21 protein-coding genes are annotated in these 26,114 nt (G+C 52.3%); 10 read left to right on the plus strand and 11 right to left on the minus strand.

All coding sequences use genetic code 11. The features are described 5' to 3' along the window. The first annotated feature begins 89 nt into the window (after positions 1-89). From acnA to BM231_RS01055, 4 genes are all read left to right on the plus strand, one after another. Positions 90-2,765 carry an aconitate hydratase AcnA gene (gene acnA, locus BM231_RS01040; protein WP_093516091.1) on the plus strand — a complete coding sequence of 892 codons (2,676 nt, stop codon included), beginning with the start codon at positions 90-92 and terminating at the stop codon, positions 2,763-2,765. Between the two features lie 914 nt (positions 2,766-3,679). Next, positions 3,680-4,414 (plus strand): hypothetical protein, encoded by a 735-nt coding sequence (locus BM231_RS01050; protein ID WP_139226327.1) that lies wholly within the window; start codon positions 3,680-3,682, stop codon positions 4,412-4,414. Positions 4,415-4,543: 129 nt separating this feature from the next. After that, the gene (locus BM231_RS26920) at positions 4,544-4,714 is read left to right on the plus strand and encodes a hypothetical protein (RefSeq protein WP_159437941.1); all 171 of its coding nucleotides are present in this window, start codon (positions 4,544-4,546) and stop codon (positions 4,712-4,714) included. Positions 4,715-4,955: 241 nt separating this feature from the next. After that, the gene (locus tag BM231_RS01055) at positions 4,956-5,282 is read left to right on the plus strand and encodes a hypothetical protein (RefSeq protein WP_093516986.1); all 327 of its coding nucleotides are present in this window, start codon (positions 4,956-4,958) and stop codon (positions 5,280-5,282) included. A 187-nt stretch (positions 5,283-5,469) separates the two neighbouring features. Here the strand turns inward: BM231_RS01055 and BM231_RS01060 are convergent, their stop codons facing one another. The 9 genes from BM231_RS01060 to htpX all read right to left on the minus strand — a co-directional run bounded on the left by BM231_RS01060 (position 5,470) and on the right by htpX (position 17,205). Continuing rightward, entirely contained in the window at positions 5,470-6,048 is a 579-nt protein-coding gene (locus tag BM231_RS01060) for a hypothetical protein (RefSeq protein ID WP_208859973.1), read from the minus strand. A gap of 1,082 nt (positions 6,049-7,130) precedes the next feature. Then, positions 7,131-7,583: a GNAT family N-acetyltransferase gene (locus BM231_RS01065; protein ID WP_063308897.1), complete on the minus strand. Its 453-nt coding sequence runs from the start codon at positions 7,581-7,583 to the stop codon at positions 7,131-7,133. Between the two features lie 12 nt (positions 7,584-7,595). Continuing rightward, positions 7,596-8,339 (minus strand): carbonic anhydrase, encoded by a 744-nt coding sequence (locus BM231_RS01070; RefSeq protein ID WP_244527129.1) that lies wholly within the window; start codon positions 8,337-8,339, stop codon positions 7,596-7,598. A 114-nt stretch (positions 8,340-8,453) separates the two neighbouring features. Then, a complete protein-coding gene (locus BM231_RS01075) occupies positions 8,454-8,921 on the minus strand; it encodes a GNAT family N-acetyltransferase (protein WP_208859974.1) in 468 nt (155 codons plus the stop codon). Between the two features lie 96 nt (positions 8,922-9,017). Continuing rightward, positions 9,018-10,547 (minus strand): glycosyltransferase family 39 protein, encoded by a 1,530-nt coding sequence (locus tag BM231_RS01080; protein ID WP_093516990.1) that lies wholly within the window; start codon positions 10,545-10,547, stop codon positions 9,018-9,020. 168 nt (positions 10,548-10,715) lie between these two features. After that, positions 10,716-12,332 (minus strand): bifunctional phosphoribosylaminoimidazolecarboxamide formyltransferase/IMP cyclohydrolase, encoded by a 1,617-nt coding sequence (gene purH / locus BM231_RS01085; RefSeq protein WP_093516099.1) that lies wholly within the window; start codon positions 12,330-12,332, stop codon positions 10,716-10,718. A 163-nt stretch (positions 12,333-12,495) separates the two neighbouring features. Next, the gene (locus BM231_RS01090) at positions 12,496-14,115 is read right to left on the minus strand and encodes a heparinase II/III family protein (RefSeq protein WP_208859975.1); all 1,620 of its coding nucleotides are present in this window, start codon (positions 14,113-14,115) and stop codon (positions 12,496-12,498) included. Positions 14,116-14,427: 312 nt separating this feature from the next. After that, the gene (gene rsmB / locus BM231_RS01100; RefSeq protein WP_093516105.1) at positions 14,428-15,876 is read right to left on the minus strand and encodes a 16S rRNA (cytosine(967)-C(5))-methyltransferase RsmB; all 1,449 of its coding nucleotides are present in this window, start codon (positions 15,874-15,876) and stop codon (positions 14,428-14,430) included. 303 nt (positions 15,877-16,179) lie between these two features. Then, positions 16,180-17,205, minus strand: coding sequence for a zinc metalloprotease HtpX (htpX, locus tag BM231_RS01105; RefSeq protein ID WP_093516107.1), 1,026 nt, complete (start codon positions 17,203-17,205; stop codon positions 16,180-16,182). 212 nt (positions 17,206-17,417) lie between these two features. Here htpX and BM231_RS01110 point away from each other — a divergent pair, with 212 nt between their 5' ends. Beyond that, entirely contained in the window at positions 17,418-17,681 is a 264-nt protein-coding gene (locus BM231_RS01110; protein ID WP_057464666.1) for a DUF1674 domain-containing protein, read from the plus strand. A gap of 59 nt (positions 17,682-17,740) precedes the next feature. On the opposite strand, the gene BM231_RS01115 is transcribed toward BM231_RS01110, so the two are convergent. Then, entirely contained in the window at positions 17,741-18,745 is a 1,005-nt protein-coding gene (locus BM231_RS01115; RefSeq protein ID WP_093516109.1) for a CorA family divalent cation transporter, read from the minus strand. A gap of 202 nt (positions 18,746-18,947) precedes the next feature. Between BM231_RS01115 and BM231_RS01120 the strand changes: the two genes are divergently transcribed. The 5 genes from BM231_RS01120 (at position 18,948) to folE (ending at position 25,799) form a co-directional block, all read left to right on the plus strand. Beyond that, the gene (locus tag BM231_RS01120; protein ID WP_093516111.1) at positions 18,948-20,144 is read left to right on the plus strand and encodes an aminotransferase class I/II-fold pyridoxal phosphate-dependent enzyme; all 1,197 of its coding nucleotides are present in this window, start codon (positions 18,948-18,950) and stop codon (positions 20,142-20,144) included. A gap of 4 nt (positions 20,145-20,148) precedes the next feature. Beyond that, complete coding sequence (locus BM231_RS01125; RefSeq protein ID WP_093516113.1) at positions 20,149-23,046, plus strand: DNA translocase FtsK; 2,898 nt, start codon at positions 20,149-20,151, stop codon at positions 23,044-23,046. A gap of 254 nt (positions 23,047-23,300) precedes the next feature. Further along, positions 23,301-23,990 carry an outer-membrane lipoprotein carrier protein LolA gene (locus BM231_RS01130; protein ID WP_057464662.1) on the plus strand — a complete coding sequence of 230 codons (690 nt, stop codon included), beginning with the start codon at positions 23,301-23,303 and terminating at the stop codon, positions 23,988-23,990. Positions 23,991-24,062: 72 nt separating this feature from the next. Continuing rightward, positions 24,063-25,115 (plus strand): ATP-binding protein, encoded by a 1,053-nt coding sequence (locus BM231_RS01135; protein ID WP_093516115.1) that lies wholly within the window; start codon positions 24,063-24,065, stop codon positions 25,113-25,115. Between the two features lie 60 nt (positions 25,116-25,175). After that, positions 25,176-25,799, plus strand: coding sequence for a GTP cyclohydrolase I FolE (gene folE / locus BM231_RS01140; protein ID WP_093516117.1), 624 nt, complete (start codon positions 25,176-25,178; stop codon positions 25,797-25,799). 58 nt (positions 25,800-25,857) lie between these two features. Here folE and BM231_RS01145 read toward each other — a convergent pair whose 3' ends face one another. Then, on the minus strand, positions 25,858-26,064 hold the full coding sequence (locus BM231_RS01145; RefSeq protein ID WP_057464660.1) for a DUF1737 domain-containing protein: 207 nt from the start codon (positions 26,062-26,064) through the stop codon (positions 25,858-25,860). Positions 26,065-26,114 lie beyond the last annotated feature (50 nt).

The raw sequence follows: 26,114 nt of genomic DNA on the forward strand, positions 1-26,114 counted from the left end.
CACTAAACTCCGGGAGATATCGGAGAGGTTCGTCAGCTCAAAGCTCCGTTTCCTGTTCACGGCGGGAAACGAAATAAGGAGATCGCCGAATGACACAATCTCTAAACAGTTTTAATGCCAAACAAACGCTGCAAGTCGGCGGCAAGTCTTACACTTACTTTTCCATTCCTGAAGCAGAAAAGAACGGCCTGACTGGCGTTTCCAAACTGCCATTCTCGCTAAAGGTGGTTCTGGAGAACCTGCTGCGTTTTGAAGATGGCCGCTCTGTCACAGCGGACGACATCAAGGCCGTTGCTGAGTGGCTCACCACCCGCACCTCCACACACGAAATCGCCTATCGCCCTGCCCGCGTGCTCATGCAGGACTTCACCGGCGTTCCAGCCGTTGTTGACCTTGCCGCCATGCGCGATGCTGCTGTCAGCCTCGGCGGTGATCCGAAAAAGGTGAACCCACTGGTTCCCGTTGATCTCGTTATCGACCACTCCGTCATGGTGGACTATTTCGGCACCACCTCCGCTTTCGCGCTCAATGTGGAACGCGAATACGAGCGCAACAACGAGCGCTATGAATTCCTGCGCTGGGGTCAGTCCGCGTTTGATAACTTCCGCGCCGTGCCTCCAGGCACTGGCATCTGTCACCAGGTCAACCTTGAGTACCTCGCCCAGACCGTCTGGACGAAGGAAGAGAACGGCGAAACCATCGCTTACCCGGATACCCTCGTCGGCACTGACAGCCACACCACCATGGTCAACGGCCTTGCGGTCCTCGGCTGGGGCGTGGGCGGCATTGAGGCGGAAGCCGCTATGCTGGGTCAGCCGATCTCTATGCTGATCCCTGAAGTCGTCGGCTTCAAACTCACAGGCGAAATGGCAGAAGGCATCACCGCGACAGACCTCGTGCTCACCGTGGTTGAAATGCTGCGCAAGAAGGGCGTTGTCGGCAAGTTCGTAGAGTTCTACGGCCCCGGCCTCGACAACCTCTCGCTGGAAGACGCTGCCACCATTGCCAACATGGCACCGGAATACGGTGCTACCTGTGGCTTCTTCCCGGTGGACGGCGACACCCTCAAATACCTCAGGTCCACAGGCCGCGACGCCCACCGCATCGCGCTGGTGGAGGAATACGCCAAGGTGCAGGGCATGTACCGCGACACCCACGCGGAGCCAACCTTCACCGACACGCTTGAGCTGGACATCTCCACCGTTGTGCCATCCATCGCCGGACCAAAGCGTCCGCAGGATCGTATCTCCCTGGCTGACGCCTCAGAAGGTTTTGCCAAAACCATGGCAGAGGAGTTCAAGAAAGCAGGTGAAGAGTTCAAACGCGCACCGGTGGAAGGCCGCGACCATGACCTTGGTAACGGCGACGTCGTCATCGCCGCGATCACAAGCTGTACCAACACCTCTAACCCGTCCGTTCTCATCGGCGCTGGTCTGGTGGCCCGCAAAGCCCGCGCCAAAGGCCTCCATGTGAAGCCATGGGTAAAGACCTCACTGGCACCCGGCTCTCAGGTGGTGACGGATTATCTGGAGAAAGCTGGCGTTCAGGCAGACCTCGACGCCCTCGGCTTCAACCTCACTGGCTACGGTTGCACCACCTGTATTGGTAACTCAGGCCCACTGCCGCCAGAAATCTCCAAGTCCGTCAACGACAACGACCTCGTGGCCTGCTCCGTACTGTCGGGCAACCGCAACTTCGAAGGCCGCGTCAATCCGGATGTGCGCGCCAACTATCTGGCCTCACCGCCACTGGTTGTCGCTTATGCCATCGCAGGCTCGCTCAACATCAACGTGGCCAAAGACCCGCTCGGCAAGGATCAGGACGGCAACCCGGTCTACCTGAAGGATCTATGGCCAACCACAGAAGAGATCACCGACCTCATCCGCTCCTCCATCACGGAAGAGATGTTCGAAGAGCGTTACGGCGATGTGTTCAAGGGCGACGAGCACTGGCAGAACATCAAGGTGGAAGGCGGCATGACCTACGGCTGGCCGCCAGCATCCACCTACGTGCAGAACCCGCCTTACTTTGAAGGCATGACCATGGAGCCAGCCCCCCTCACAGATATTGAGGATGCAGCAGTCATGGGCCTGTTCCTCGATTCCATCACCACGGACCACATCTCCCCAGCCGGGGCGATCAAGGCAGACAGCCCGGCGGGCCAATACCTTGCTTCCCATCAGATCGCGCCAAAAGACTTCAACTCCTACGGCTCCCGGCGTGGCAACCACGAAGTCATGATGCGCGGCACTTTCGGCAACATCCGCATCAAAAACCAGATGGTGCCGGGCGTGGAAGGTGGCTACACCACCAAGGATGGCAAGCAGCGTTGGATCTACGACGCCTGCATGGAATACAAAGAGGCTGGCACCCCGCTTGTTGTGTTTGCAGGCAAGGAATACGGCACCGGCTCCTCCCGCGATTGGGCGGCAAAAGGCACCAAACTACTCGGCGTCCGCGCTGTGATCGCTCAGTCCTTCGAGCGCATCCACCGCTCCAACCTCGTCGGCATGGGCGTTCTGCCCTTCACCTTTAAAGAGGGCGAGAGCTGGCAGTCCCACGGTATCGATGGAACTGAGCGCGTAACCATCCTCGGCGTAGCAGACCTTAAGCCCCGCCAGATGGTCGATATTCAGGTCGAGTTCGCTAACGGCACCAAGAAAACCATCGAAGCCCTCTGCCGCATCGATACCGAAGACGAACTAGAATACATCAAAGCCGGCGGCATCCTGCACTACGTGCTGAGGAATTTGGTCTCCAGCTAAGATTGGCAGACAAACTACAAACACAAAAACGGGCCCTCCAAGGCCCGTTTTTCATTGGCGGCCCTACCTTCTGAGCCACCACCTCCACCGATGTCATCCCGGCCCCCGAGCCGGGATCCAGAGCTACCAGCACAGACCTTAGCCACCCCCGCACTGGATCCCGCATCAAGTGCGGGAAGACGGTGGAGGCTACACAAAGTTAATTTTCCCGCATAAGATGCATCTCATAAAAATTACATTCATTTGGAAATCACTTTGACAGCAACATCCATTTTTCTTCGCCTCGGATTCCTTCTGCTCATTGGCGCAGTTTTCATCTATCTCGGCTATTTTCGCAGAACAAAAGCGCTGAAAGACGGGAGTTTCACTGAAAGCAACAACTGGGCAAACTTTAGCGACCGACACGAAGGCTCCTCGGAACCATAACGCCAGAAAAAAGGTAACGTTCCGACGTCATCCCGCACAAGCGCAGCGCGATGCGGGACCCAGAGCTACCAACGTAGACCTCAGCCACCCTCGTGCTGGATCCCGCATCAAGTGCGGGAGGACGGCGGAGTTTGCCGCGTCGATACAGAAGACGAACTCGAACACATCAAAGCCGGAGGCATCCTACACCATATGTTGAGAAACCTCGTCTCCGACTAAGAAAAAGAGTTGTATTACAGAGAGAATCTCTGAAGACTCCAACAGGAATAATTATAGGCTTCAGGTTATTCTTTTTGGAAGTCCAATGCTCATTAAGCTACGAAAATTCTTACGAAATCGACTTGCTAAACGCAAAAGATGGTATCGAGTTAAGCAACTTAAAAAAGCTGTCAATGCCGAACAGAAAGTTCGCAACAAAATATACTATCCCAAATTTCGTCGAACTACTCAAAAAATCATACAAGAAGAGACGGTTTCCTATCTACAAAATGAAGGTAAAACGCAAGTCTATCCAGAAAATCCAAGTTACTTCAGCATTAATTACAATATTCTTATCATCTATAATATTCGATTTTGATCTCACAGTATCTATCTTAGGCATAAAACTAACACATCAACGTGATCTTGTTGCTGTTGCTGTTTTAGTTCAAACTTATGTGTCTTTAATTTTCTTGGTTCAGCACGAAAAAATATGGGCATTAAGAGCAGCAATGTTCTCAATGATAGAAGAGAGGATCGACCCACAAATATCTGAGCTCTATAAATATTCTAGCTCTCACGAAGACTACTTTATCAACTATGGCTACAACGGCCATAAAGATTTAATTTTAAATAAGTTTTTTATCGTGGCAACGTCGATACCATCATTGATTATCGCCACATTCACTTTATTTTTTGCTGGGTTGATTATGTATGTTGGTGTCTCTTCGTTGATCTTTTTGTATCAGTCTCCCGAATGGTCAATTTTAATTAAAACAGCTTTGATCCTGACAGTAACAGGGCAAATTGGTATTATCCTAAGATACATTTTATTGTATTTTCCATTAACTATTAACGATTGGTCCGAAAACACCAGACTAGCAATTTTGGAGCAAACGAATAGCGATCAACACAAAAATCGACTCAACGAAGTCTTTGGTGAGTACAATAAAAACAAGTTTTCCCTTGATAAAGAAATCAAGAAATTCGAACTAGTGCATGGAACTATAAATAAGAGAACCTAGACTGAGTTATACTTCAATTATTGAACTACTTCATTTCATCCCCCGTCATCCCGGCCCCCGAGCCGGGATCCAGAGCCGCCTGCACACACCCTTAGCCACCGCCCAGCTGGGTCCCGCATCGAGTGCGGGATGACGGTGGTGGGGATGTTGGATGGGGTGAAGGTCGCGGGCTTTGTGGGAGGAGTGACTGGCTCTCAGGCACGACGCAAACGCACCACATTCTCCACCATCCACACCCTCGTCAAAACCGACAATTTGACAACCTCAGGTTTTCATTCCACATTCATACATGAGGCCTAGAAACCTCCTCTAAGACAGCGGTAACCGCTCCCGTTAACTGGCGGATTTTTTGTGCCTGCTTTATAGGTAGCGCGCAAACCCTTTGCTATGAGCGGGAGGGCGGTGAATACAATACCTTCTTCGGAGGGGAATAAACTCGCCTGTCTGTCTTACAGGTTTCTAGCCTCCCGCTCGCCAGTGGGCCCTAGAAAGTCGAGCTGTCGCGCGGATGTTCAACCCTGTAAAGACAAAGGGATTGAGAATGACCGACTCCGCATGTGCCTGTGGCACCACAAATACGTTCCAAAATGAAATAGACGAAGTCCTCGTCGTTGTCTCTGACCTGCAAAACCTCAGCCATATGCAGCACTTACTGCTAACTGAGAGACTGCAGCACAGCAGCGAACGCGATGCTTTGTTCACTTTGCATAATGCCTTCCACGACCGACTGGAAGCACTCCAAAAACGCTGCGGAACTTTATCTAATGCGTATTCTAATCCGAAAACCGCTAGCACTTTTCGGGAATACGCAGGAGAGCGGGTCGCTCATCCGCAGCCGATAAACACCAAAATTCCGCTTCCTGAATAAGCCCGCCCAGCGCTCCACAAAGCAAGGGAACCTGCCCACGTGGAGCATGTGCTGGCGCACTGTGTAAGAGCATTTGGCAACACTGCCATCCGCTCCGGTGCCGGAAGCGAGAACGCACCCACACCCCGCATCCTCGCGGAAAGCACCCTGCTGGCCTGCGGAGCCACCACCCTCCGCAGGCCAGCGCTTACTTACCAGCGCAAATGCCGGCTTTTGTCAGGGTCAATTGCCATGCAGCAGCGGCATCAAACGGCGTGACCAGCCCGTCATCATCCTTGTTCGTGAAGCCGCCCATACCGTGCGCAATCATGTATTTCGGGTAGTAATCCGGCGCATTCTGCCCCTTTAAAAACTCGCAGGCTCCGGCAATGCCATCCTTGCTGTAATTTTCCAGCGCAGTCCCAAACGCAGTGCGCTGCGCCTCGTCCATCTTTTGAAACGTCACCATCCGCAGCACAGAAAGCGCCTGATACGCGCTCTTATCCTTCACTCGCTGCATATCAAAGGTGCCACGCGCAAACGCCATCACATAAAGATCAACGGCAGAGCCATACTGCTCCTTCTCAATGCAATCAAAAATCGAGGCATAAAGGTCAGCCGGAGTGTAACTCGTCTTGGCGTCCTCCCGCGCAATACAGCCCACATTATGGGTCACCTGCAGGTTTCCCTCGGCCACATGATTGGTGATTTTGCCTTGCGCCTGCGCACCACCGGCAAACAACATTGCCCCGCCCAAAAGGCTGAGAGCCAGATACGAAACTTTCAACGAAAACACCTCTCTATAGTCCGGAAAGCGCCCTTCCCGGCACCTCACCAATGCAATCTGCAGGTCCCACTCATACACCCAGCACACCACCCATCACTTGACCTTCGCCAAACACACCCTTGTTATCCGCCAAAGCGCGCCGAGTTCTCCTCAAAGCGCGCGCCACGGCGTCATCCCGGGCGAAGACCCGGGACCCATAACCACAACCCTCTCGGCTCTACTCGCTAGCAATCCCCCACCCTCAAAAGCCATCGCTGCCTCACCAACACCCGCTCACGTTATGCAGCAATCTTCCATAGGTCCCGGCTCGGGGATCGGGATGACACCGGTGGGGCCTCCACTCAACATCACCTAAACAACGCTTCCCAATCCTCACGAAAACCTTTGAGGCTCCCTCATCCTCCCCACGGCGCCATCCCGGGCGAAGACCCGGGACCCATAACCATAATCTTCTCGGCCCTCACGCTCTCCCGCCCTCAAAAGCCATCGCTGCCTCACCAACACCCGCTCACGTTACGCAGCAATCTTCCGTAGGTCCCGGCTCGGGGATCGGGATGACATCGGCGGGGCTGCAAGAAACTTATCCCCCTTGGTAAAAGATGCCGCCATACTAACTCCCATGCCTACGTAACGGGCTACTGGCGGACCGTCCGTCAGTTTGTCGTAGGCTGGGTGGGGCTTTTGAGAGAGGTAACGCATCTTTCAAAGGTCCGGTGGAACCGATTTTCAGACGTGACTGCATGGTCTGAGAGGAAGGGCCCAAGCTTGAGGGGCATCACGCAGTGGCATTTGCTGGTCAGAGCAGCTGATGTCAGGGATAGAGGACCTGTTTAGGCCGGGAAACTTGCCTGAGCAAAGCCACTGTCCTTTCGGGAAACCGACTATCGTGTCTTTCAGGATAAGAGGCGATGTTGTCCATACCAAAATGCCCGGGCAAGGCGACAGCCAATGCCAAAGACTCGTAACCAATAAAATGCGCAGGCACTGCCTGCTCGCCTTGCCCTCCCCATTTTGGGAGTTTCACGTGAAAACACCGCCGGACATTTCCAGCGGTGCTAAAGCTGTTTGCATAACAGGAAGGCTCACGCCGCCGCCTTCTCCTTGAACATGTGAAGCCGGTCCGTATCTTCCCACTGCAATCTATAGCCAAGCTGCTCAATAAACACCTTCGCAGGGTGGGTCTTGATGGGGTTGAACGTCCACTGGCTAAAGCCCTTGCGCTGAATATCCTCCTCCGTACGCTCAAGCAGATACTTCGCCAAACCATAGCGGCGAAAATCCGGATGCACATACACGTTGAAGATATGGGCACTGTCGTTCTGAAGCCCCCAATAGCAATAGCCTTTGATGTCATCCGCCATCTCAGCGGCAAAAGTGCGCAGCAAAGCCTCTTCCATACGCTTGCGATGCACTGCCTCACACGTCTTCCACCGCTCAAAGTTCTGCGGTTCCAGCTCCGCCATATAATGAGCCTCAAGCTCCAACAAAGCCGGAAGATCCTTCGCTTCAGACACCCTGATTATGGGAACAACCATCTGCCGACCCTCTTATGTCACCATTGTTACCTTGCCCGTATCAAGGTCATACACCCCACCAACCACCTTCAACGTCCCCGCCTTAAAGTGCTTGTCCAAAATAGGTGATGCCTGCTGCAAAGCCGTCACGCCCCACTGCACATTGGCTTTGATGGCATTGACGAGAACATCCCCCTTCTCACCCTGCGCCTGCTGCACAGGAGGACGAAGAAGCTCAACAAGTGTCTGAATATGACCGGGAAACTGGTTGCCACTCTGCACCGAAGAAATCGCCGCCTTCACAGCACCGCACTGCTCATGACCCAGCACCATGATGAGCTGTGTGCCCAGCACATCAACACAAAACTCAAGGCTCGCCAGCCCTTCCGGCGTCACAACATTGCCAGCCACACGCACAACAAACAGATCCCCACGCCCGGTATCAAACGCCAGCTCCGGCGCCACACGGGAATCCGCACAACCAAGGATCGCCGCAAACGGGTTCTGCCCAGCGGCCAAAGCAGCACGGGTGCTCTGGAAATCAGCAGGAGTGATATTCCCCTCAACATAGCGTTTGTTACCATCGATCAAACGCTTAAGAGCATCACCACCATCAATCTCGTTTTTAGGAATAGGCGGCTCCTGAGCCCCAGCAGAGGAAACAGCACCAACACCACCCGTTGCCAAGGCAGCGCCAAACACACCAGCGGTTTTCAGAAAATTACGACGCTCTGGTGATCCCACCAACTCCGCTTTGTCATTACACATCCAACACATAGGCTTCTCCTGGCCAAGCAAACAAAAGTTGCCGCCAGCCTAAAAGCCCATTCTGGACATTCTGTTGTTGAATTGGATGAAACAGCCCTAAACGAAAAGAACTCGCAATCGCGCCTAAATTTCTCTTTCCAGCCGCGGGCCAATTTCTCTGAATTCGTTATTAAGATAAAAACTCAGCGTCGTTTTCCAGGCAGGTTGATGCGGCGCTCCGACTTCCAGATAAGGCCAGTCCATCTCCTGCCCTTTCAGGACCGCATGCTCCAGCAGTATCTTGCCCACCCCCGCACACCGGCCAGATGGCACAACATAAAACTCAACGATTTCACCAAACCGACCACCAGCATAGATGGCCTTCTTTTCCGCCAGCGTAATAAGCCCGAGAAGCTCACCCTGAGACCGCGCCAGATAAGCCCAATAGCGAGAGCCATCATCAGACAGAATATCCTCAGCCGTCATTTTGAACTGCCCGACATCAAGTTCATCTTCCGGCCAGAGTTCGCTTTCCATCGCAAAGACAAGTTCGCCCAAACGATGCGCATCCGCTTCTCTGGCTGGTTCCACTGTAATCTCATCGAATATCACGGACCCATCTCCCTGATCTCAAGTCGCGATCACCAGCCTACCAATTTTCAGAGCATCTACCCATTCTCAAAACTGGGAGAATTTAGCCGCAAAACTCTAGTGCTGCGAGACTGCCTGATCACTCCCATCAACAATGATGAAGCTATACTCGAATGGATATTCTGACCAATGATAGTAAGGCGCAGCTTCTATATGGATCTCACTGTTAGGGATCGGCTTGCCTTTAAGCTTCTGATAAAGGGCAGACATGTTCGCAGGAACCGCCTTGGAGTGCCCTTTCCAAAGGATAGCAACCGGATAGGCGTAGTTGATGTCGATGCCGGAATACTCCGGAATGGTCACCGCCCAACCCGGCTTCAGGTCACCAATGTTACCCGCGATGCTGTGTGATGTAGTCAAAACACTCCGCACGCCATACTGCGCCAGCGTATCAACAATGGCCTGAGAAGGAAGCGCATGCGCACTTGGCTTCTTAAAGCTGCCAAAGGCAAAATTGAAGGGAATGAGCACAACGATCAGCACTGACAGCACACTCGCCGTGCCAAGAATGATCTTGGCCTGTCGCATTGAAACCTCAGCAAACAGCCAAAGGGAAGCAACCAGCGGAGCAAGAAACAGAATAGGCTGAAGCCATCGATCTTTCACATTGGTCGCCCCACTTGCAACAACAGAAACTGCGGCAATAACCAGTCCAAAGATCACCACGAGCGTGAGTAGCTTGCGAATATTCTCTTTCACATATTGATCGTGCTGCTCAGCATCCTTCCAGTAAAAGCTCGTCGCCCAAGCGCAAAAAAACAGGACCACAGCCACAATAACGAACTGTAAAGCTGCGTTTATGAGAGAAAAGAACCCTGTCAGGAAATGCCGTTCAACCTTATCAATCCCAAACTTATGGACACGCGCGTAGATAAGGTCCTGGTTCTCAAACATCCAGAAAGCTGGCGGAACCAAAAGCACGACAGCAACAACAGCCGAACCAAGAATGTATTTTGAACATAGGAACTTACGCCCCTCCTCAATGCAAAAGCCAGCTGCAATCAAAGCGACGAGTAAAAACATGTAGTTGTATTTAGAAAGCGCTCCTGCTGCGATCACAACCCCAAACACAACCGCTCGCCACCAACTTGGTTTTTCGATGCAGGTCAGGAAGAGATAAACCGTCCACGCAGAACACGCGAACATCAAAACTGAATGGCTCAACGCCCGCTGCGACTCCCAGGATATCTGCGGCAGAAAGATGAGTGAGGCTGTCCCAATAGCAGCTAACGTCGGATCAGAGGCCTTCCGCGCGGTGAGCCAAACACCCAAATAGCCCAGAAAAAGCAGGGAGTTCTTGAGAAGAGCCGTTGCAAACAATCCGTCTCCAAACACCGAGAAGAAAACAATCGTCAGCCACGTATACAGCGGCGGTTGCGGACCATACCCAAGCTGAAAACTCTGAGCCGCAATAATCTGCTCCGCTTCATCCAAGCCCAAAACAGGAGACGCAAAATAACGAGTAATGGTCTGAATGATAAAGTATCCAGCAAGAAGCCAGACAAAGCGGTTCGCAATAAACGCAGCCCAGTTATCCGAAGCTATGGCGCGTTGAAGTTTGGGAAGGAAACCTTGATCTTGCAGCATCTGCACCATGCGCAGTTAGCGACGCTTTTGCGTCTTGTTTTCGTTCCCTCCACCGTAACAATTACAACTAAGCATTGGCTTTCAGCTTTAATTAAAACCAGCGGCCAATAAAAAAGCCTTCGCAAGCATAACCTGCGAAGGCCCAGAATTTATAAGCGATGCAGTTACTTAGTGGCGGAAGTGGCGCATTCCGGTAACGACCATTGCCAAACCAGCTTCATCAGCGGCTTTGATCACTTCATCATCACGCATGGAACCACCTGGTTGAATCACAGCCGTCGCACCAGCCTCTGCAGCAGAAAGCAGCCCATCAGCGAACGGGAAGAACGCATCAGAGGCAACCACACAGCCCTTGGTCAGAGGCTCAGCAAGGCCAGCAGCTTCTGCAGCATCCTCAGCTTTGCGTGCAGCGATACGAGCACTATCAACACGGCTCATCTGCCCTGCCCCAATACCAACAGTCGCACCGTCTTTGACGTAAACAATCGCATTGGATTTCACATGCTTGCCAACACGGAAGGCCATTTTCAGATCTGCCAGTTCCTGATCAGACGGTGCACGCTTTGTCACCACCTTCAGATCCAGATCATCAACAACACCACTGTCACGATCCTGAACCAGAAGACCACCAGAAACAGTCTTCACAAACAGGCCCTTGGCGCGTGGGTCAGAAAGACCATTCGTCAAAAGCAAACGCAGGTTCTTTTTCTTCGCAACCAGCTCAATCGCTTCTTCTGTCGCATCAGGAGCGATGATTACCTCAGTGAAGATCTTGGTAATCTCAGAAGCAGCATCCGCATCCAGAGTACCGTTGAGCGCAACAATGCCACCAAACGCAGAAACCGGATCACAAGCCAGCGCTTTTTCGTAGGCTTCCTTCAGCGTAGACGCCTCAGCAACACCGCATGGGTTCGCATGTTTGATGATAGCTACAGCTGCCGTACGAGCTGGATCAAACTCGGAAACCAGCTCAAACGCTGCATCCGTATCATTGATGTTGTTGTAAGAGAGTTGCTTACCCTGCACCTGACGTGCCGTCGCAACACCTGGACGCTTCTCACCGGTTACATAGAAGCCAGCTGCCTGATGCGGGTTCTCACCATAACGCATCACTTCGTTCAGGGTGCCACCAATCGCACGGTAGTCCGGTGCAGCTTCATCAATTTGCTCTGCCATCCAGTTGGAAACAGCAGCATCATAAGCGGCGGTACGAGCAAAAGCCTTCTGCGCCAGCTTCTTACGAAGAGCAATCGGAGACTGACCGTTATGCGTATCCAGCGCCACAACCACAGCAGCATAGTCAGCAGGGTCAACAACAGTGGTTACGTAGGCATGGTTCTTGGCAGCAGCGCGTGTCATCGCAGGACCACCAATGTCGATGTTCTCAACACCATTTGCGTAATCAGCACCAGATGCAACAGTATCTTCAAATGGATAAAGGTTTACGCAAAGAAGGTCGATACCAGTGATGCCATGCTCATCCATCGCAGCAACATGCTCAGCATCATCACGTATGCTCAGCAATCCGCCATGCACCATTGGATGGAGCGTCTTAACACGGCCATCCATGATTTCAGGAAAACCAGTAACCTCAGAAATGTCTTTAACTGGGAGGCCAGCCTCAGCAATCGTTTTACGAGTTCCGCCTGTTGAGATCAGCTCAACTCCGCGTTCGGAAAGAGCTTTTGCAAACTCAACAAGACCGGTTTTATCGGAGACAGAAAGAAGCGCACGCTTAACCGATACGAGTTCAGGTATCGGAACGCCTTTGGAGACAACGGCCATGGGTAAAAGCCTACTCTCTTAGAGAAAATGGAAGGGTTTTGACGCCCGCCAAATAACACTTATTCACAGCCGTGGGAACCCATTTAATGGGGATACAGAGCGGTTTGACGGGTAACCTTTAGGAGCAGTTTACATCACCTAAAGGACAAGAGCACAAATGACGTTAGGTCTTCCGCCGTGCCTTGGCAGAGGCAGTCTTTCTCAACATCCAGGTCACGCTCAACGCTTCTTTCACACCAACGGTAAGAACGATCTGCTGTGTCTGTCGATGGCCGAATACGTCTGACAGATAAATTGATTCCTCAACGGAGAACTCAATCCCATCCGCAGAAAACTCCCAAGCCTCACCATCCGCACACTGCAAAACAGCAGCATCACCCAATGGCAACATGATGCAACACACTTGCGGATGCAGATGAAAACGGATCGTGACGGTCTCTTCCTCTGCCTTGTCAGATGTTGGCTTGAACCGGTCAATCCCATCCAGAACGGTTCCATCACGCGACAACGTCAGATCACGTTCATGAACAATACCATAGCGCTCTACATAACCGTCATGACTTGCAATCACACGGTCAGAAAGATCGGTATCCTGTCGCTCCGCTTCAACGTCTTTGGGACCAGACAGGACCGGGTTACCCAGCATCTTATCAAAACGGGAAGACGTCAGAAAACGACAAGAAGATGTATCGCCAATTCCGGCAGTCGAATGCGCAGCAGTTGAACGAGCCACCATCTTCCACGCAACCTGCTCTCGCGTAGAGACCCCACAGTTCACCACTATGCGATTGCGCTTTGAGGAGAACTCAAAGGAGAGGCAACCAGCATGCGTACTGTTGGAGAAACGCGTTGGCGGCGGCGCTCCCACATCCATCATCACAAGGCTATCACCACCCGTCAGACGTTGATAACCAGAGTGCGGTGCACTGACAGGTGGCGTTCCACGTGCATCATCATAAGCAAGGATAGTCGCGACAACATCACCCGAAGTAGAAGCCATGCCGTTGAAATGAGCAAAGGACCCATCACCGTGACGGAAGAAGCGGATCATCGGCATCATACGGTCAATGGATTCCATCATGACCGGTGACACTGTTTGCCCTTGCATCACAAGCGCTTGGCGGATTGGCAACAGGTCGACGAGGATCTCAATAATCGCGCCAGGATGTCTGGAGATATGACCACCATCCGGCAGGATTTGGCGTTTCAGCTCCTGATCAAGGCGTTTCAGAGCTTGTTTGACGTGACGCCCCTGCCCATCCATAGAAACCGTCGCACAGGCATTCGCCATCGCAACTGTCAAGCGTGGCAAGCCATCTGGTGCTTTGTTCATAGTCCGGCGCAGATAACGCACCTGCCGGTACAGAGACCGCATGAAGGCGCGGTAAAAGTCCGCCTCACACCCGGTCAGCAACAACGGAGACTGAGCCATCCAGCTCAATACACGGCGCGCAACAACTTCCTGTTTCCAGCCGATATCATGCCAGCGACCACAGGTTCTGATCCAGTCTTCAACCAGCGCACGAGCATTCTGCTGCGCCATGTTGGTCTCAGCAGCACGCAAATGGCGAAGCCAGGAAAATCCATGCAGCGCTTTCGACCATTGCAGATTCGGAGGCTCAACATCAAACGGGGACTGTCCGCCGACCTCAACCAAATGCCCGGCAAACAAGAACCGGCCAGCATAAATGTCAGCAGCGTTTGTTGCATCTGCAGTGCGCAGATCCTGAGGAGCGATAAGCAGACGCGATGGCGCACTTCCAAACGAGAACAAGCGGAACATAGATCCCCCTCGCGCCCAGTTCAGACTGTTTTGAGCCATGTTTTGTGTCAAAAGACTAAGGATTCTAAGTCTTTCGGACACCGTTGCGCCCGTCATACCCCTTCAGCACTCCATTAGAGCATATCCCCGAAAAGCAATTTCGGTTTCAGATAAGGATACGCACAAAAACAAAGATTTAGAGCGTGAGCAAGAAAGCGATTTGCAACAACACGCTCTAAACAAACTTAACAAATGGTTTGCGCCCAAGCTCTTTAAATCTCGTTAACCATGCCCACTTTGCGCAAATCCTTAGTGACATTCCACCAGCTCTTTTTAAGAGAGACGCAAACGAGCCGCGAAAAAGCCATCCAGACCACCAGATGTTTTCCCTGAGGATGGGTTCTGACCTGGCATCGCGCGGAAGTCGCCTTGAGAATTGATCGCCTCAGCAACACCGCCCAGCTCTTCAGCTGTCACAGGCACACGCTGCACCTCAGGATGTTCCAACAACAAACGTTGAATTTGCAGCTCGCCCTCTTCCTGTTCCAGTGAACAGGTGCAGTAAACAAGAGTTCCGCCCGGCTTCAGCCAACCCAGTGCTTTTTCAAGCAATTCGTATTGCAGGTCAGCGAGTTTGAGCACATCATCTTCGCGCTTCAGCCATGCCACATCTGGGTGACGGCGAATGGTACCGGTCGCAGAACAAGGTGCATCCAGAAGAATCGCATCAAACAGATCAACCGGCACAAACTCACGAAGATCAGAAACTTCAGTCTCAGCTTCTAGCCCAACGCGCTTCAGATTCTGTGTCAGGCGCTGCAAACGACGGGCTGAAATATCGACAGCGGTCACATCGGCACCAGTGGCGGCAAGCTGCATGGTCTTACCACCCGGAGCAGCACACAAATCTGCAACCACTTTGCCCTTAATGTCACCCAGCAAACGCGCAGGAACGGCAGCAGCTGCATCCTGAACCCACCATTTGCCATCTTCAAAGCCTTCCAGCTTTTCAATCGGCCCATCTGGCTGCAAGCGTACGGAATAACCCAGCTGAACTTCACCACCCAGCTTTTCCGCCCAATCATCACGGTCTGATGGCACGCTCAGGTCCAGATACGGCTCCTGCATATGTGCAGCAGACATCGCACGCGCAGCTTCTTCGCCATAAACTTCACACCAACGGACGAACATCCAATCAGGAGCATTCAGCTTCGCAGTATCCTGCTCTGCGATGATTGCCGCACCTTCCCGCGTTGCACGGCGCAAAACAGCATTGACGAGGTTTTTGTACGGCTTGGCACGTGCATCACGACCAGCAAGCGTCACTGCAAGGGAAACTGCTGCATGATCCGGCACGGACATAAAGAACAACTGCGCCATGGCAACATGAAGAATGTCCAGAACGCGACCAGTCTTCTCAGGAATAGGACGGTCAAGGAAGCGATCAATCACATCCTGAATCTGACCACGACGACGCAGCGCAGTGCCAATAATTGCACGCACAAGCGCCCGATCGTTCGGCTCAAGGCGCTTATAACCTGGATGACCATTGTTCAGATCAAGCTCGCCATCCAGAGGCATACGCTTGCTCAAAACTTTACCAATCAGATCGGTGGCAGCCTTACGAGCCGCATAGCCAGGATCTTTAAAGGTACCCTCTACGCTTTCCGTTTCAGAAGCTCTGTCATTGTCTCTTGGAGTCTTCGGTGCTCCAGAACGCTTTCTCCCCTTGAACTTGGAGTTTCTGTCCTGAGAGGATGTATTCTTACGCTCTGCGCTCATCGTTGATCCATGTATTCCAGAATGTGTCGCCAGACCTTCGGCGCCATCTATTCTTTTAAAGATGCATTCTTGTGTGAAGAGCCTCACTCAGAGGCCAACCGGTTTCATCAGGTTCCACTAGCGTTTCGGCGGATTACTGCCAGTTGTAACCAAAGGAGAACTGTCAAATCCTGCTCGGCTAACCACAGAACCTTTAATATTGCAAAGACAATTTGGGAAGCGCGAATAGTTATTCAGGTAAACACGGTACAATCAACAAAGCAAATGCGAGAGACGCCTCGCATTCGCAGATTTCCCTTGCTTTTAGCCCCATGGCCCTTTGGGCTTCCGCGGCTCATCACGACTAGGTTGATCGCTCCCACCACGCTGACCTGATTGGCGGGATGCTCCCCAAGGGCCGCTTGGGCGACGTGTTTCACGCTGCGGCTTAGCTTGCGACGTCTCACGCACACTAAAATGACCACCACCAGAACCACGCGTTTCAGTAAAGCCAGCTTCAGAAGCCATCTGACGAAGCGCCGCGATCCGGTTATCTGTGTTCGGATGTGTCGAGAACAAGTTGTCCATGTTCTGACCGGAAAGCGGATTGATGATGAACATATGCGCCGTTGCAGGGTTATGTTCTGCATCTTCGTTCACAACCCGAGCTGCACCGCCTGCAATCTTATGCAAAGCGGAAGCAAGCCACAGCGGGTTACCACAAATCTGCGCGCCCATACGGTCAGCTGCATATTCACGTGTTCTGGAAATCGCCATCTGAACCAAAGCTGCCGCCATTGGTGCGAGGATCATCATCAGGATAGACCCAATCAGACCAAGCGGATTATTGCGGTTTCCGCCAAAGAAAAGCGCAAAGTTCGCCAGCATGGAGATCGCACCAGCAATCGTCGCAGTGATTGTCATGATCAGCGTGTCACGGTTCTTCACGTGCGCCAACTCGTGCGCCATCACGCCCGCAACTTCTTCTTTGGAAAGGGAATTTAAAAGACCAGTCGTCGCTGCAACTGCTGCATTCTCAGGGTTCCGGCCTGTCGCAAACGCATTGGGCTGCGGGTTGTTGATCACATAAACCTTAGGCATCGGCAGCTCAGCACGCGCTGCCATGGTACGAACCATGCCATAAAGCTCCGGGGCCTGACGTTCATCCACTTCCTGCGCATGGTGCATGGACAGAACCATGCGATCCGAATTCCAGTAGGAGAAGATGTTCATGCCGCCAGCGATCAGCAGAGCAATCAGCATGCCGGTTTGGCCGCCAAGCATGAAGCCAATACCCATAAACAAAGCGGTCATCGCCGCAAGCAGCATACCGGTCCGTACATAGTTCATGGTTTCAATGCTCCAATCTGTTCTCTTAGTTCACCAATTCCGCTGGTCATCCATCAATGAACACGGTGCCCATTGCAAAACACAGGCTCTCGCGCCTATATCTAAGGCTACGCGATCATTGTGAAACTACCACTACCAGCTTAAGTGGTAGCTCCAAATGGCAAACGCAAGCTTACAACAGCGATAAGCAGCATCAGCCAACGGGGATTGAAATGGAAAAAGACAACAAATCAGCCGTCGAAAACTTTAAAACACAAGAAGTCGATACAACGGAGCAGATTGAAGAAGCGCCGAAAAAACGCCGGTTTGAAGACCTGCCCCCAGCTGCCCAACGTGCTTTGAAAGAGGCTGAAGAGCGCCGCACAGAGATCGACGCAGCCCAGAAAGAAATGCCGAAAGAGCTCAATGGCCGCGGTGGTTTGGATCCTGCCCGCTACAGCGATTGGGAAGTCAAAGGCATTACCAGCGATTTCTAAAACACGTTCCCAAATGGTGGTTCCGGCTTTCTGATAGGACTAAGCACGGAGCCAGCCTTCTAAAAAATCCTAAACCATCGGACAATCGCAAACAGTCCCACGCCGAAAATGATCAAAAGCCCGCTGACAATACTAAACGCAACCGGGTCATGACTTCCCGGGATGCCGCCGACATTAATGCCCAGCAGCCCAGTTACAAAACTAAGCGGCAGAAATACCACGGCAATGGCCGCCATCATCAGCATGTAGCGGTTGGTATTCTCTGATCGTTTAAACATGATCTGGTCGTGAACTATTTCTGCGCGTTCACGGATAGCATCCATCTCCTCGGCAATTCGAAGGGCTCGGTCACCCGCCTCACGAACCCGGCGTTTGTTGATCCGATTGACCCACTCGAACTTCTCAATTTCAAAATTCCTCAAGATGTCCAGATGCGCCAACATGCTGCGCCTAACAATGGTTGCTAACCGACGAACCTGCGCAAGTTCGCTTTCCCAGGGGTGATCTCCTGTCTCCAGCACCACATCTTCAAGATGATCGATCCTGTCCTGCAGCACCTCAACCATGTCCTCAGCACGTTCCGCAATCGCCAGCACCAGTCGAGCCCAGAATTCTGCCGTGCTTTCTGGTGGCACACGGGTCTTGAACCCCTCAAGTAAACTTTGAAAAACATCCAGCGGATCATGCCAGATGCAGATCATCCGCTTAGCATCCACCCAGATCTGGGCACATTCCATGTCGCCGCTTTCCTGTTTCGGCAACTCATTGAAAACGTTGATGGCAATAAACGCCCCGCTTGTACGCACATGACAATGCGGACGCACCTCTCGGGCTAAAAGATCATCAATATCGCTGTGTTCCAGCCCAACTTCTTCAAGAAACTCGCGGTTCTGAGCTGCCACCCGCTGCAAATAAGCCCAATAAAATTCGTCAGACTCCAGCTCATAGTCACGTAGCTGTTCTAACGTGAGTCTTCGCATGCCTTTTGACTTGGAAAAAACAATGACAAATGAGGAATCCAAATGGATATGGCTCGCCTCAATGTTTTCTGTGGTTTGTGCCATTTCGACAAATCCCGGCCCAAGTTCGATCCTAACTCAGCACACACATCAAAACCCACACTTCTAAAAAATCAGATGACAAACCCCAGAAGAAACACCTATTCAGCTTAGCGCACAGTAAATTGGTTAACAGCCAATTTACCAAAAAACACTAGAGTTTTGGTGCTCCGAGCATTTGTTGTAAATCATTCCTGCGAGAATTCTTGTGTCCACGAAAGAAATTGAGAAAAAATCTAGCGGAGGAAACCCGTTTCAGCGGCTGAATCAGCAACTCGCTGGCATCGCACCGGGTCTTGATCCAATTGTCATGACTATCGGTGAGCCGCGCCATGAGCCTCCAAGCTACGTCATTGAAGTGCTTGAGGAAAACAAGAACGGCTTCCGCAAGTATCCCGCAATTCGTGGCACTGATGAATTCCGTGTAGCTGTTGGCAAATGGATCAAAAACCGTTTTCAACTCTCTAATGCCTTCGATCCAGACAAAAGCGTCATTCCGCTCAACGGCTCTCGCGAAGGCCTCGTCTTTGGCTGTGTTTGCGCACGCGACTATCTGAAGAAAGACAGCAAACCGGCCGTTATTCTGCCGAACCCGTTTTACCAATCCTACGGTGCTGGCGCTCATATTGCGGGAGCTGACGAAATTCTTTTGCCAGAACCAGCCGACGGAGTTTTGCCAGATCTGGATGCCATCGACCCTGCTTTGCTCGACCGCACCGTCGCATTCTATTTCGCGTCGCCTGCCAACCCACAAGGCACCGTTGCGCCTATGGAGTATTGGCAAAAGCTCATCAAGCTGGCACGCAAGCACAACTTTCTGCTCTTCGCTGATGAGTGCTATTCTGAAATCTATCGCGACACGCCTCCGACTGGCATTTTGGAAGCAGCGGAAGCTCTTGATGGCACGCTGAAAAATGTCGTGACGTTCAATTCACTGTCCAAGCGCTCCAACCTCCCAGGCGCACGCTGTGGCTTTGCTGCCGGAGATCCAGAGTTCATCCAATTCTTTGCCGATTTCCGCAACGTTGCAGCACCTCAGGTTCCAATGCCTGTGCAGGCGCTTGCCGTTCGTGCGTTCGGAGATGAAGGACACGTGATCGAAAACCGCCGCCTCTACAATGAAAAGTACGACGCCGCAGAGGAAATGCTATCTCCTCTATTTGGCTCAGTACGCAAAGATGGCGGCTTTTTCCTCTGGTTGGATGTTTCTCGCTGGGGTTCTGGAACACAGGTCGCTGAAAAGCTCTGGCGCGAAGTGGGCGTGAAGTCCCTCCCAGGAGCTTACATCGCCTCTGATATGCCGGATGGTTCCAACCCCGGTGACAAATACATCCGCCTCGCCCTCGTTGAATCTTTGGAAGTCAGCAAGGAAGCTTTCCGAAGAATTTTGGACTCTCTGGAGTAATTGAATGCGTCAGGCTGCTGCAATGCAACGACCAAAAGCAAACTCTGTTTCACTGGCTGATACAGAGAGCCCGATCAAGCGCTTTATCAAAAGCAACATAATCGTCATTGGTGGCGCGGTGATCCTCGTCATCGGTCTCTGTGTGGCGGCAGCCCTCGCAACATGGTCAACGGACGACCCAAGCTTGAATCACGCAACCAATGCTGAGATTCACAATGCTCTGGGCCAAACAGGAGCCATTGTTGCAGACGTTCTGATGCAGACAATCGGGCTGGCAACAGCCGTATTTCTGGTGCCCATCTTCCTCTGGGGATGGCGCCTGTCTCTCAAATATACATCCGGTGTCACCCGCAAACGCTTCCTGACATGGCTTGTCGGAACCGTGCTATTTGCAGGTGGTTTGGCAGCCATTCCAATTCCATCAAGCTGGCCACTGCCAACAGGACTTGGCGGCTTCCTCGGCGACTGGATTTTCTCCGTTCCAACCGCAATCCTGCCTGAGCTCTCAACGGGCATGAGAACCCTGACCGGTGCAGTCGGTCTTGGCCTGCCTTCTATTGTGCTCCTAGCTTACGCAGCAGGCCTGATCGGCAAAGATCCAGCTCCTTCAGAGTTCACTGAAGACGAAGCTGTTGAAGATGAATACACCCCTCACGAAGCGTTGCCGTTTACGGAAGATTCTGAGGAAGACTATGACGGCGAAAACAATCGCTACTATGCAATCATTGGCGCGCTAAGCCATTGGAAGCTCATGGCAACCAGTGCGATTCAACGCACGATCTTCAAACGCAAGCTGGTCACTGAACAAAATTGGCAGGAAGAAGATTATGCACCTGCCCCGCACGATCCAAACCAGCCTCAGCAGCCAGAATATTACGAAGAAGAGCAGCACGCCCCACAGGCAGATCAACAGTGGGAAGAGCAGGAAGCTGATGAAGAAGAGCCCGCTGAAAAAGACAGCTTGGTATCCCGTCTAAGACGCAAAGTAGCATCCAAGCTTATGCCTGTCGAAGATGATGGCCTCAGCGATTATTATCAGCAGGAAGCTCAGCCTGAACGGTCAGATGTGCAGTTTGACGCGCAACATGACAACACACAACATTACGCAGCGCAAAACCAGCACTATCCTGAAGAACAGTGGGAACCTGTACCCGCAGGCGAACCTGTTTATGATGAACATGGATATGAGCTTGGGCCAGATGACTACCATGAGGGCGAAGACCTCCATCTGGGTCCTCAGCCGGATGCACCGATCGGCATTGCAAGTCCTGATGAGCAAGAACCTCCAATGCAGGCAGCTCCTCAACAACAACCGCCACGCCCTGCTCCGGGACGCTCTGTGCCGCGCCCGTTTGCGCAGGAGAAGAGATCTACCGCAATTATCAAACAGCCACCGTTTGAATTGCCTAGCATTGAGCTTCTCGCTGAACCTCAGGCAGACGGCAAGCAGCGCCTGAGTAAAGACGCACTTGAGCAAAACGCCCGTATTCTGGAAGGTGTACTGGGTGACTTTGGCGTCCGTGGTGAAATCATCGCAGTTCGTCCGGGACCTGTTGTAACGCTTTACGAGCTGGAACCAGCTCCGGGTATCAAATCTTCCCGCGTGATTGGCTTGGCAGACGACATCGCCCGCTCCATGAGCGCGATCTCTGCACGTGTAGCCGTTATTCCGGGCAAAAACGCCATCGGTATCGAGCTTCCAAACGCCAAACGCGAAACCGTATACCTGCGCGAACTTCTGGACTCTGAGGACTTTGACGCGTCCAAAGCAAAGCTGGCCATGGCCCTCGGCAAAACCATTAATGGTGAAGCCGTCATCGCCGACCTTGCCCGCATGCCTCACTTGCTGGTGGCAGGTACCACAGGCTCTGGTAAGTCCGTTTCCGTCAACACCATGATCCTCTCCCTGCTCTACAGGCTCACCCCTGAGCAGTGTAAAATGATCATGATCGATCCAAAGATGCTGGAACTGTCCATTTATGACGGCATTCCGCACCTTCTCACCCCTGTTGTGACCGATCCGAACAAGGCCGTCGTGGCTTTGAAATGGACCGTTCGTGAGATGGAAGATCGCTACAAGAAAATGTCCAAGATGGGCGTGCGCAATATCGACGGGTACAACACCCGTATTGAGCAAGCCATGAAGAAGGGCGAAAGCTTCACGCGCACGGTTCAGACCGGCTTTGACAAAAACACTGGCGAGCCAATCTTCGAAGAAGAAGAACTGCCAATGGAGAAAATGCCGTACATCGTCGTAGTCGTCGATGAAATGGCTGATCTCATGATGGTAGCAGGTAAGGACATCGAAGGCGCAATCCAGCGTTTGGCACAAATGGCCCGTGCTGCCGGTATCCACCTGATCATGGCAACCCAGCGCCCATCCGTAGACGTCATCACCGGTACTATTAAAGCCAACTTCCCAACCCGTATTTCATTCCAAGTGACATCCAAGATCGACAGTCGCACAATCCTTGGCGAAATGGGCGCAGAACAGCTGCTTGGCATGGGTGACATGCTTTACATGGCCGCTGGCGGTAAAACCCAGCGTGTTCACGGCCCATTTGTTGCTGATGATGAAGTGGAAGACATCGTCTCACACCTCAAAGAGCAAGGCACACCGACCTACCTCTCTGACGTGACTGAAGACACTGAATCGGAGGGCGGCTACGATGCTCTGACGCAAGGCTCCGGCAACGCAACCAACGACCTGTTTGATCAGGCCGTTGCAATCGTCGCCAGAGACCGTAAAGCATCAACCTCCTACATTCAGCGCCGCCTCTCAATTGGCTACAACCGCGCTGCCTCTCTCATTGAGCGCATGGAGCAAGAGGGCATGATCAGCCCAGCGAACCATGCCGGTAAGCGAGAAATCCTGCTCCCAGAAAACGGCGAGCAGTTCTGATACTTATCTTGCAGCAGTCTGCCTGTAGCCAATCACGGGTAGACTGCTGTAAAACACTCCCGAAAAGTTGATCAGCCTTTTCAGAGATGTCTAGGCGATTTTATGGAATTTGAGGCATATGCCCCATCTTCGCCTTATGGTAACGATAGCCTTTCAGAATGAGGGTTCACAAATAACCGCAAGCTGGATTTAGAGAAGAGTTAATCAACTCGCCTTACGGTTGTTCTACGAGTTTTGACAGCGGAGTTATATTTATGATTGCATCTCAGGCGATCTCTTTTGGTAGGATTGGCAAAAGCCTCGCAATTGCAGCAGCGCTTTTTATTGGTTCTGTCCCACTGACTGCGGAACACTCCGCCGCTCAAACAGCCCAGCAGGCACAGCCAGTCGCGCTGACTAACGTGCAAGCCATTGACGCCGTTAGCAAGTATTTCAATTCCGTCCGCAACATGCACGGCAAGTTCGTGCAATTTGGCCCAACCGGTGGACGTGTCGAAGGGCAGTTCTTTATCAGCCGTCCGGGCAAAGTCCGCTTCTACTACAACAAGCCTTCTACACTCGACATCATTGCTGACGGCAGCATGGTTTCAGTCAAGGACCGTAAGTTGCAGACGCAGGACATCTGGCCACTTTCACAGACACCCCTGCGCTTCCTACTGGCTGATAAAATCGACCTTAAGACAGACGCCAATGTAACCAACGTGGTTGTTGAACCAGATCTCATCACAATTGCGATCGACGACAAAACCCGTTTCACATCTGGCCGCCTGACGCTGATTTTCGACGCAAGAAACTACAAGCTCAAGCAATGGACCGTACGCGACGCACAGGGATACGACACTTCTGTTGCTATCTATGACGTGACTGAAAACGGCGCGACTAACCCGGATTTGTTCAAGATCGATTACATCGCGAACTCCCGTCAAAGACGCGGCAACAACTAGAGCATTGCTACAAAAACTGATGTATGAAGAGGAGTGCTTCGGCGCTCCTTTTTTATTAGCTTGAGAATTTGAATGCAGTTTATCCCTGTTTCGCCTGACCTCCCGAACCTTCCTCTTGCCCCACGCTTGCTTGCGGAGTTGTGTCAGGAGAAAGGCATCAAACTCGCTCTCGACAGCGAATTCTTCTATTTCGGTTACATAGAAACAGGCAGCGGCATGCGTTTCCCCATCAAGGGCGGAGCTTTCGCACTTAACAGTTATGCCGCTGGAGAAGCCGCACGAGACAAGGACTTTTGCGGTCGTCTCTTGCAGGATGCCGGTCTACCAACCCCTGACTTCAAGCTCATTCATTCAAACAAAGCGATCAGGCAACTCAGCACCGCCAACCCACATGTCGCCAGAAGCCTGAACACGCTCACAGAAGCAGGCGACATCGCCCAGTCACTCGGCTATCCGGTTTTCATCAAACCCAATGAAGGTACCCAAGGCGTCGGTGTTCAAAAGATCTCCGAAGAGGCAGAACTCAACGCCCACCTGACAAACGCTTTACGATCCAACGATCGCATGCTGGTACAGAAAGCTGTCTCAGGCCGCGATTATCGCGTGATTGTGCTTGATGGAACGATTCTGGCAATCATAGAACGGCGCCCTCTCTCCCTTATCGGAAACGGCTCTCACCCTATCGCAGAACTCTTGGCTAACAAGATCAAAACCCTCACCACCAGAAGCGGTGGCTACAAGGTTGAAAGTAATGACCCCCGCATCCTTAAAGCCATTCGGGTAGCAGGCTACGATCTGACAACTGTGCTACCCGATGGAGAACTCCTTCAGCTTCTTTCCAACGCTAACCTTTCAACGGGCGGTGAAGCAGTCGACGTAACCGACCTCGCCTCTCACCGCTTCAAAAACCTGGCCGTGGAAGCTGCGCGTGTGTGTGGCTTACGATATGCAGGTGTAGACATCCTTTGTGATGATCTCAGCAAAAACGATGCACCCGCTAATGTCCTGGAGTTGAACGCAGGTCCCGGCCTCACCAACTTCTGGCAAGCTTCCCCAAACCATCATCATCGCGTTAGAGCTATTTATCGGGGTGTTTTAGAAGCCATTCTACAACAATCCACTTGATTGTAATGTTATACTATTACAATAATATCAGCATACCTCCACCCATCAGGAACCAGAAGTATGCTGTTGAGCGAAACGCCGACCAAAGATCAGGCACGCAAACGCCCCTCAAGGGAAGATGCTGAAGCCGCTGTAAAAACCCTGATCGAATGGTCAGGAGATGATCCGGAGCGCGAAGGGTTGATTGACACGCCAGCCCGAGTTGCCCGCGCCTACGAGGATTTCTTTGCAGGTTATGAGACAGACCCCAAGCAACTGCTCACCCAAACCTTTGAAGAAACTGACGGCTACAATGACTTGATCATCCTGCGCAACATGCGTCTGGAATCTCATTGCGAACACCACATCGTCCCTATCATCGGCAAAGCCCATGTTGCCTATTTACCTGCTGGTCGCGTTGTCGGCATCAGCAAGCTTGCTCGCGTTGTGGAAGCGTATTCTAAACGGTTGCAGATACAGGAAACCCTCACCGCTCAGATCGGTGATGCAATTTGGCAAGCGCTTGAGCCACGCGGGGTCGCAGTCATCATTGAAGCAGCCCACATGTGCATGACCACGAGAGGCATTCGTAAGCCGGGCGTTTCAATGGTTACACGATATTTCGAAGGGGACTTTAAAACCGACACCACGTTAAGGCAGGAATTTACCTCACTGCTCCACGCTCCTTCAAGCAACTTCGGTTAAGCAACCGAAGCCCATAACGAAAAAGGCCTGCATTGCTGCAGGCCTTGAACAGATTAACTTACCAAGCGCCGAGCTTGGTCTCTGGCGTGTACTTCTCACCATCAACATGCTTGACCACGGCCTGACCACAAATGGTAAGGCCCTGAGTTGCGTCGTAAGTCATGGTTGGCGAGCCCTGAAGTTCCCAACCTTTGTTGAGCGCTTCAGTAACACGGTGACAAAACTTTGCAGAATCCGGTTCGGTGATGAGGCGGTAAAGGCGCATGTTTATTCCTTTAAATTCTTCGAGTGTGGGCGGGAACCTACCAGCCACAC

This window comes from Pseudovibrio ascidiaceicola, from assembly GCF_900114245.1.
Classification (GTDB): Bacteria; Pseudomonadota; Alphaproteobacteria; order Rhizobiales; family Stappiaceae; genus Pseudovibrio; species Pseudovibrio ascidiaceicola.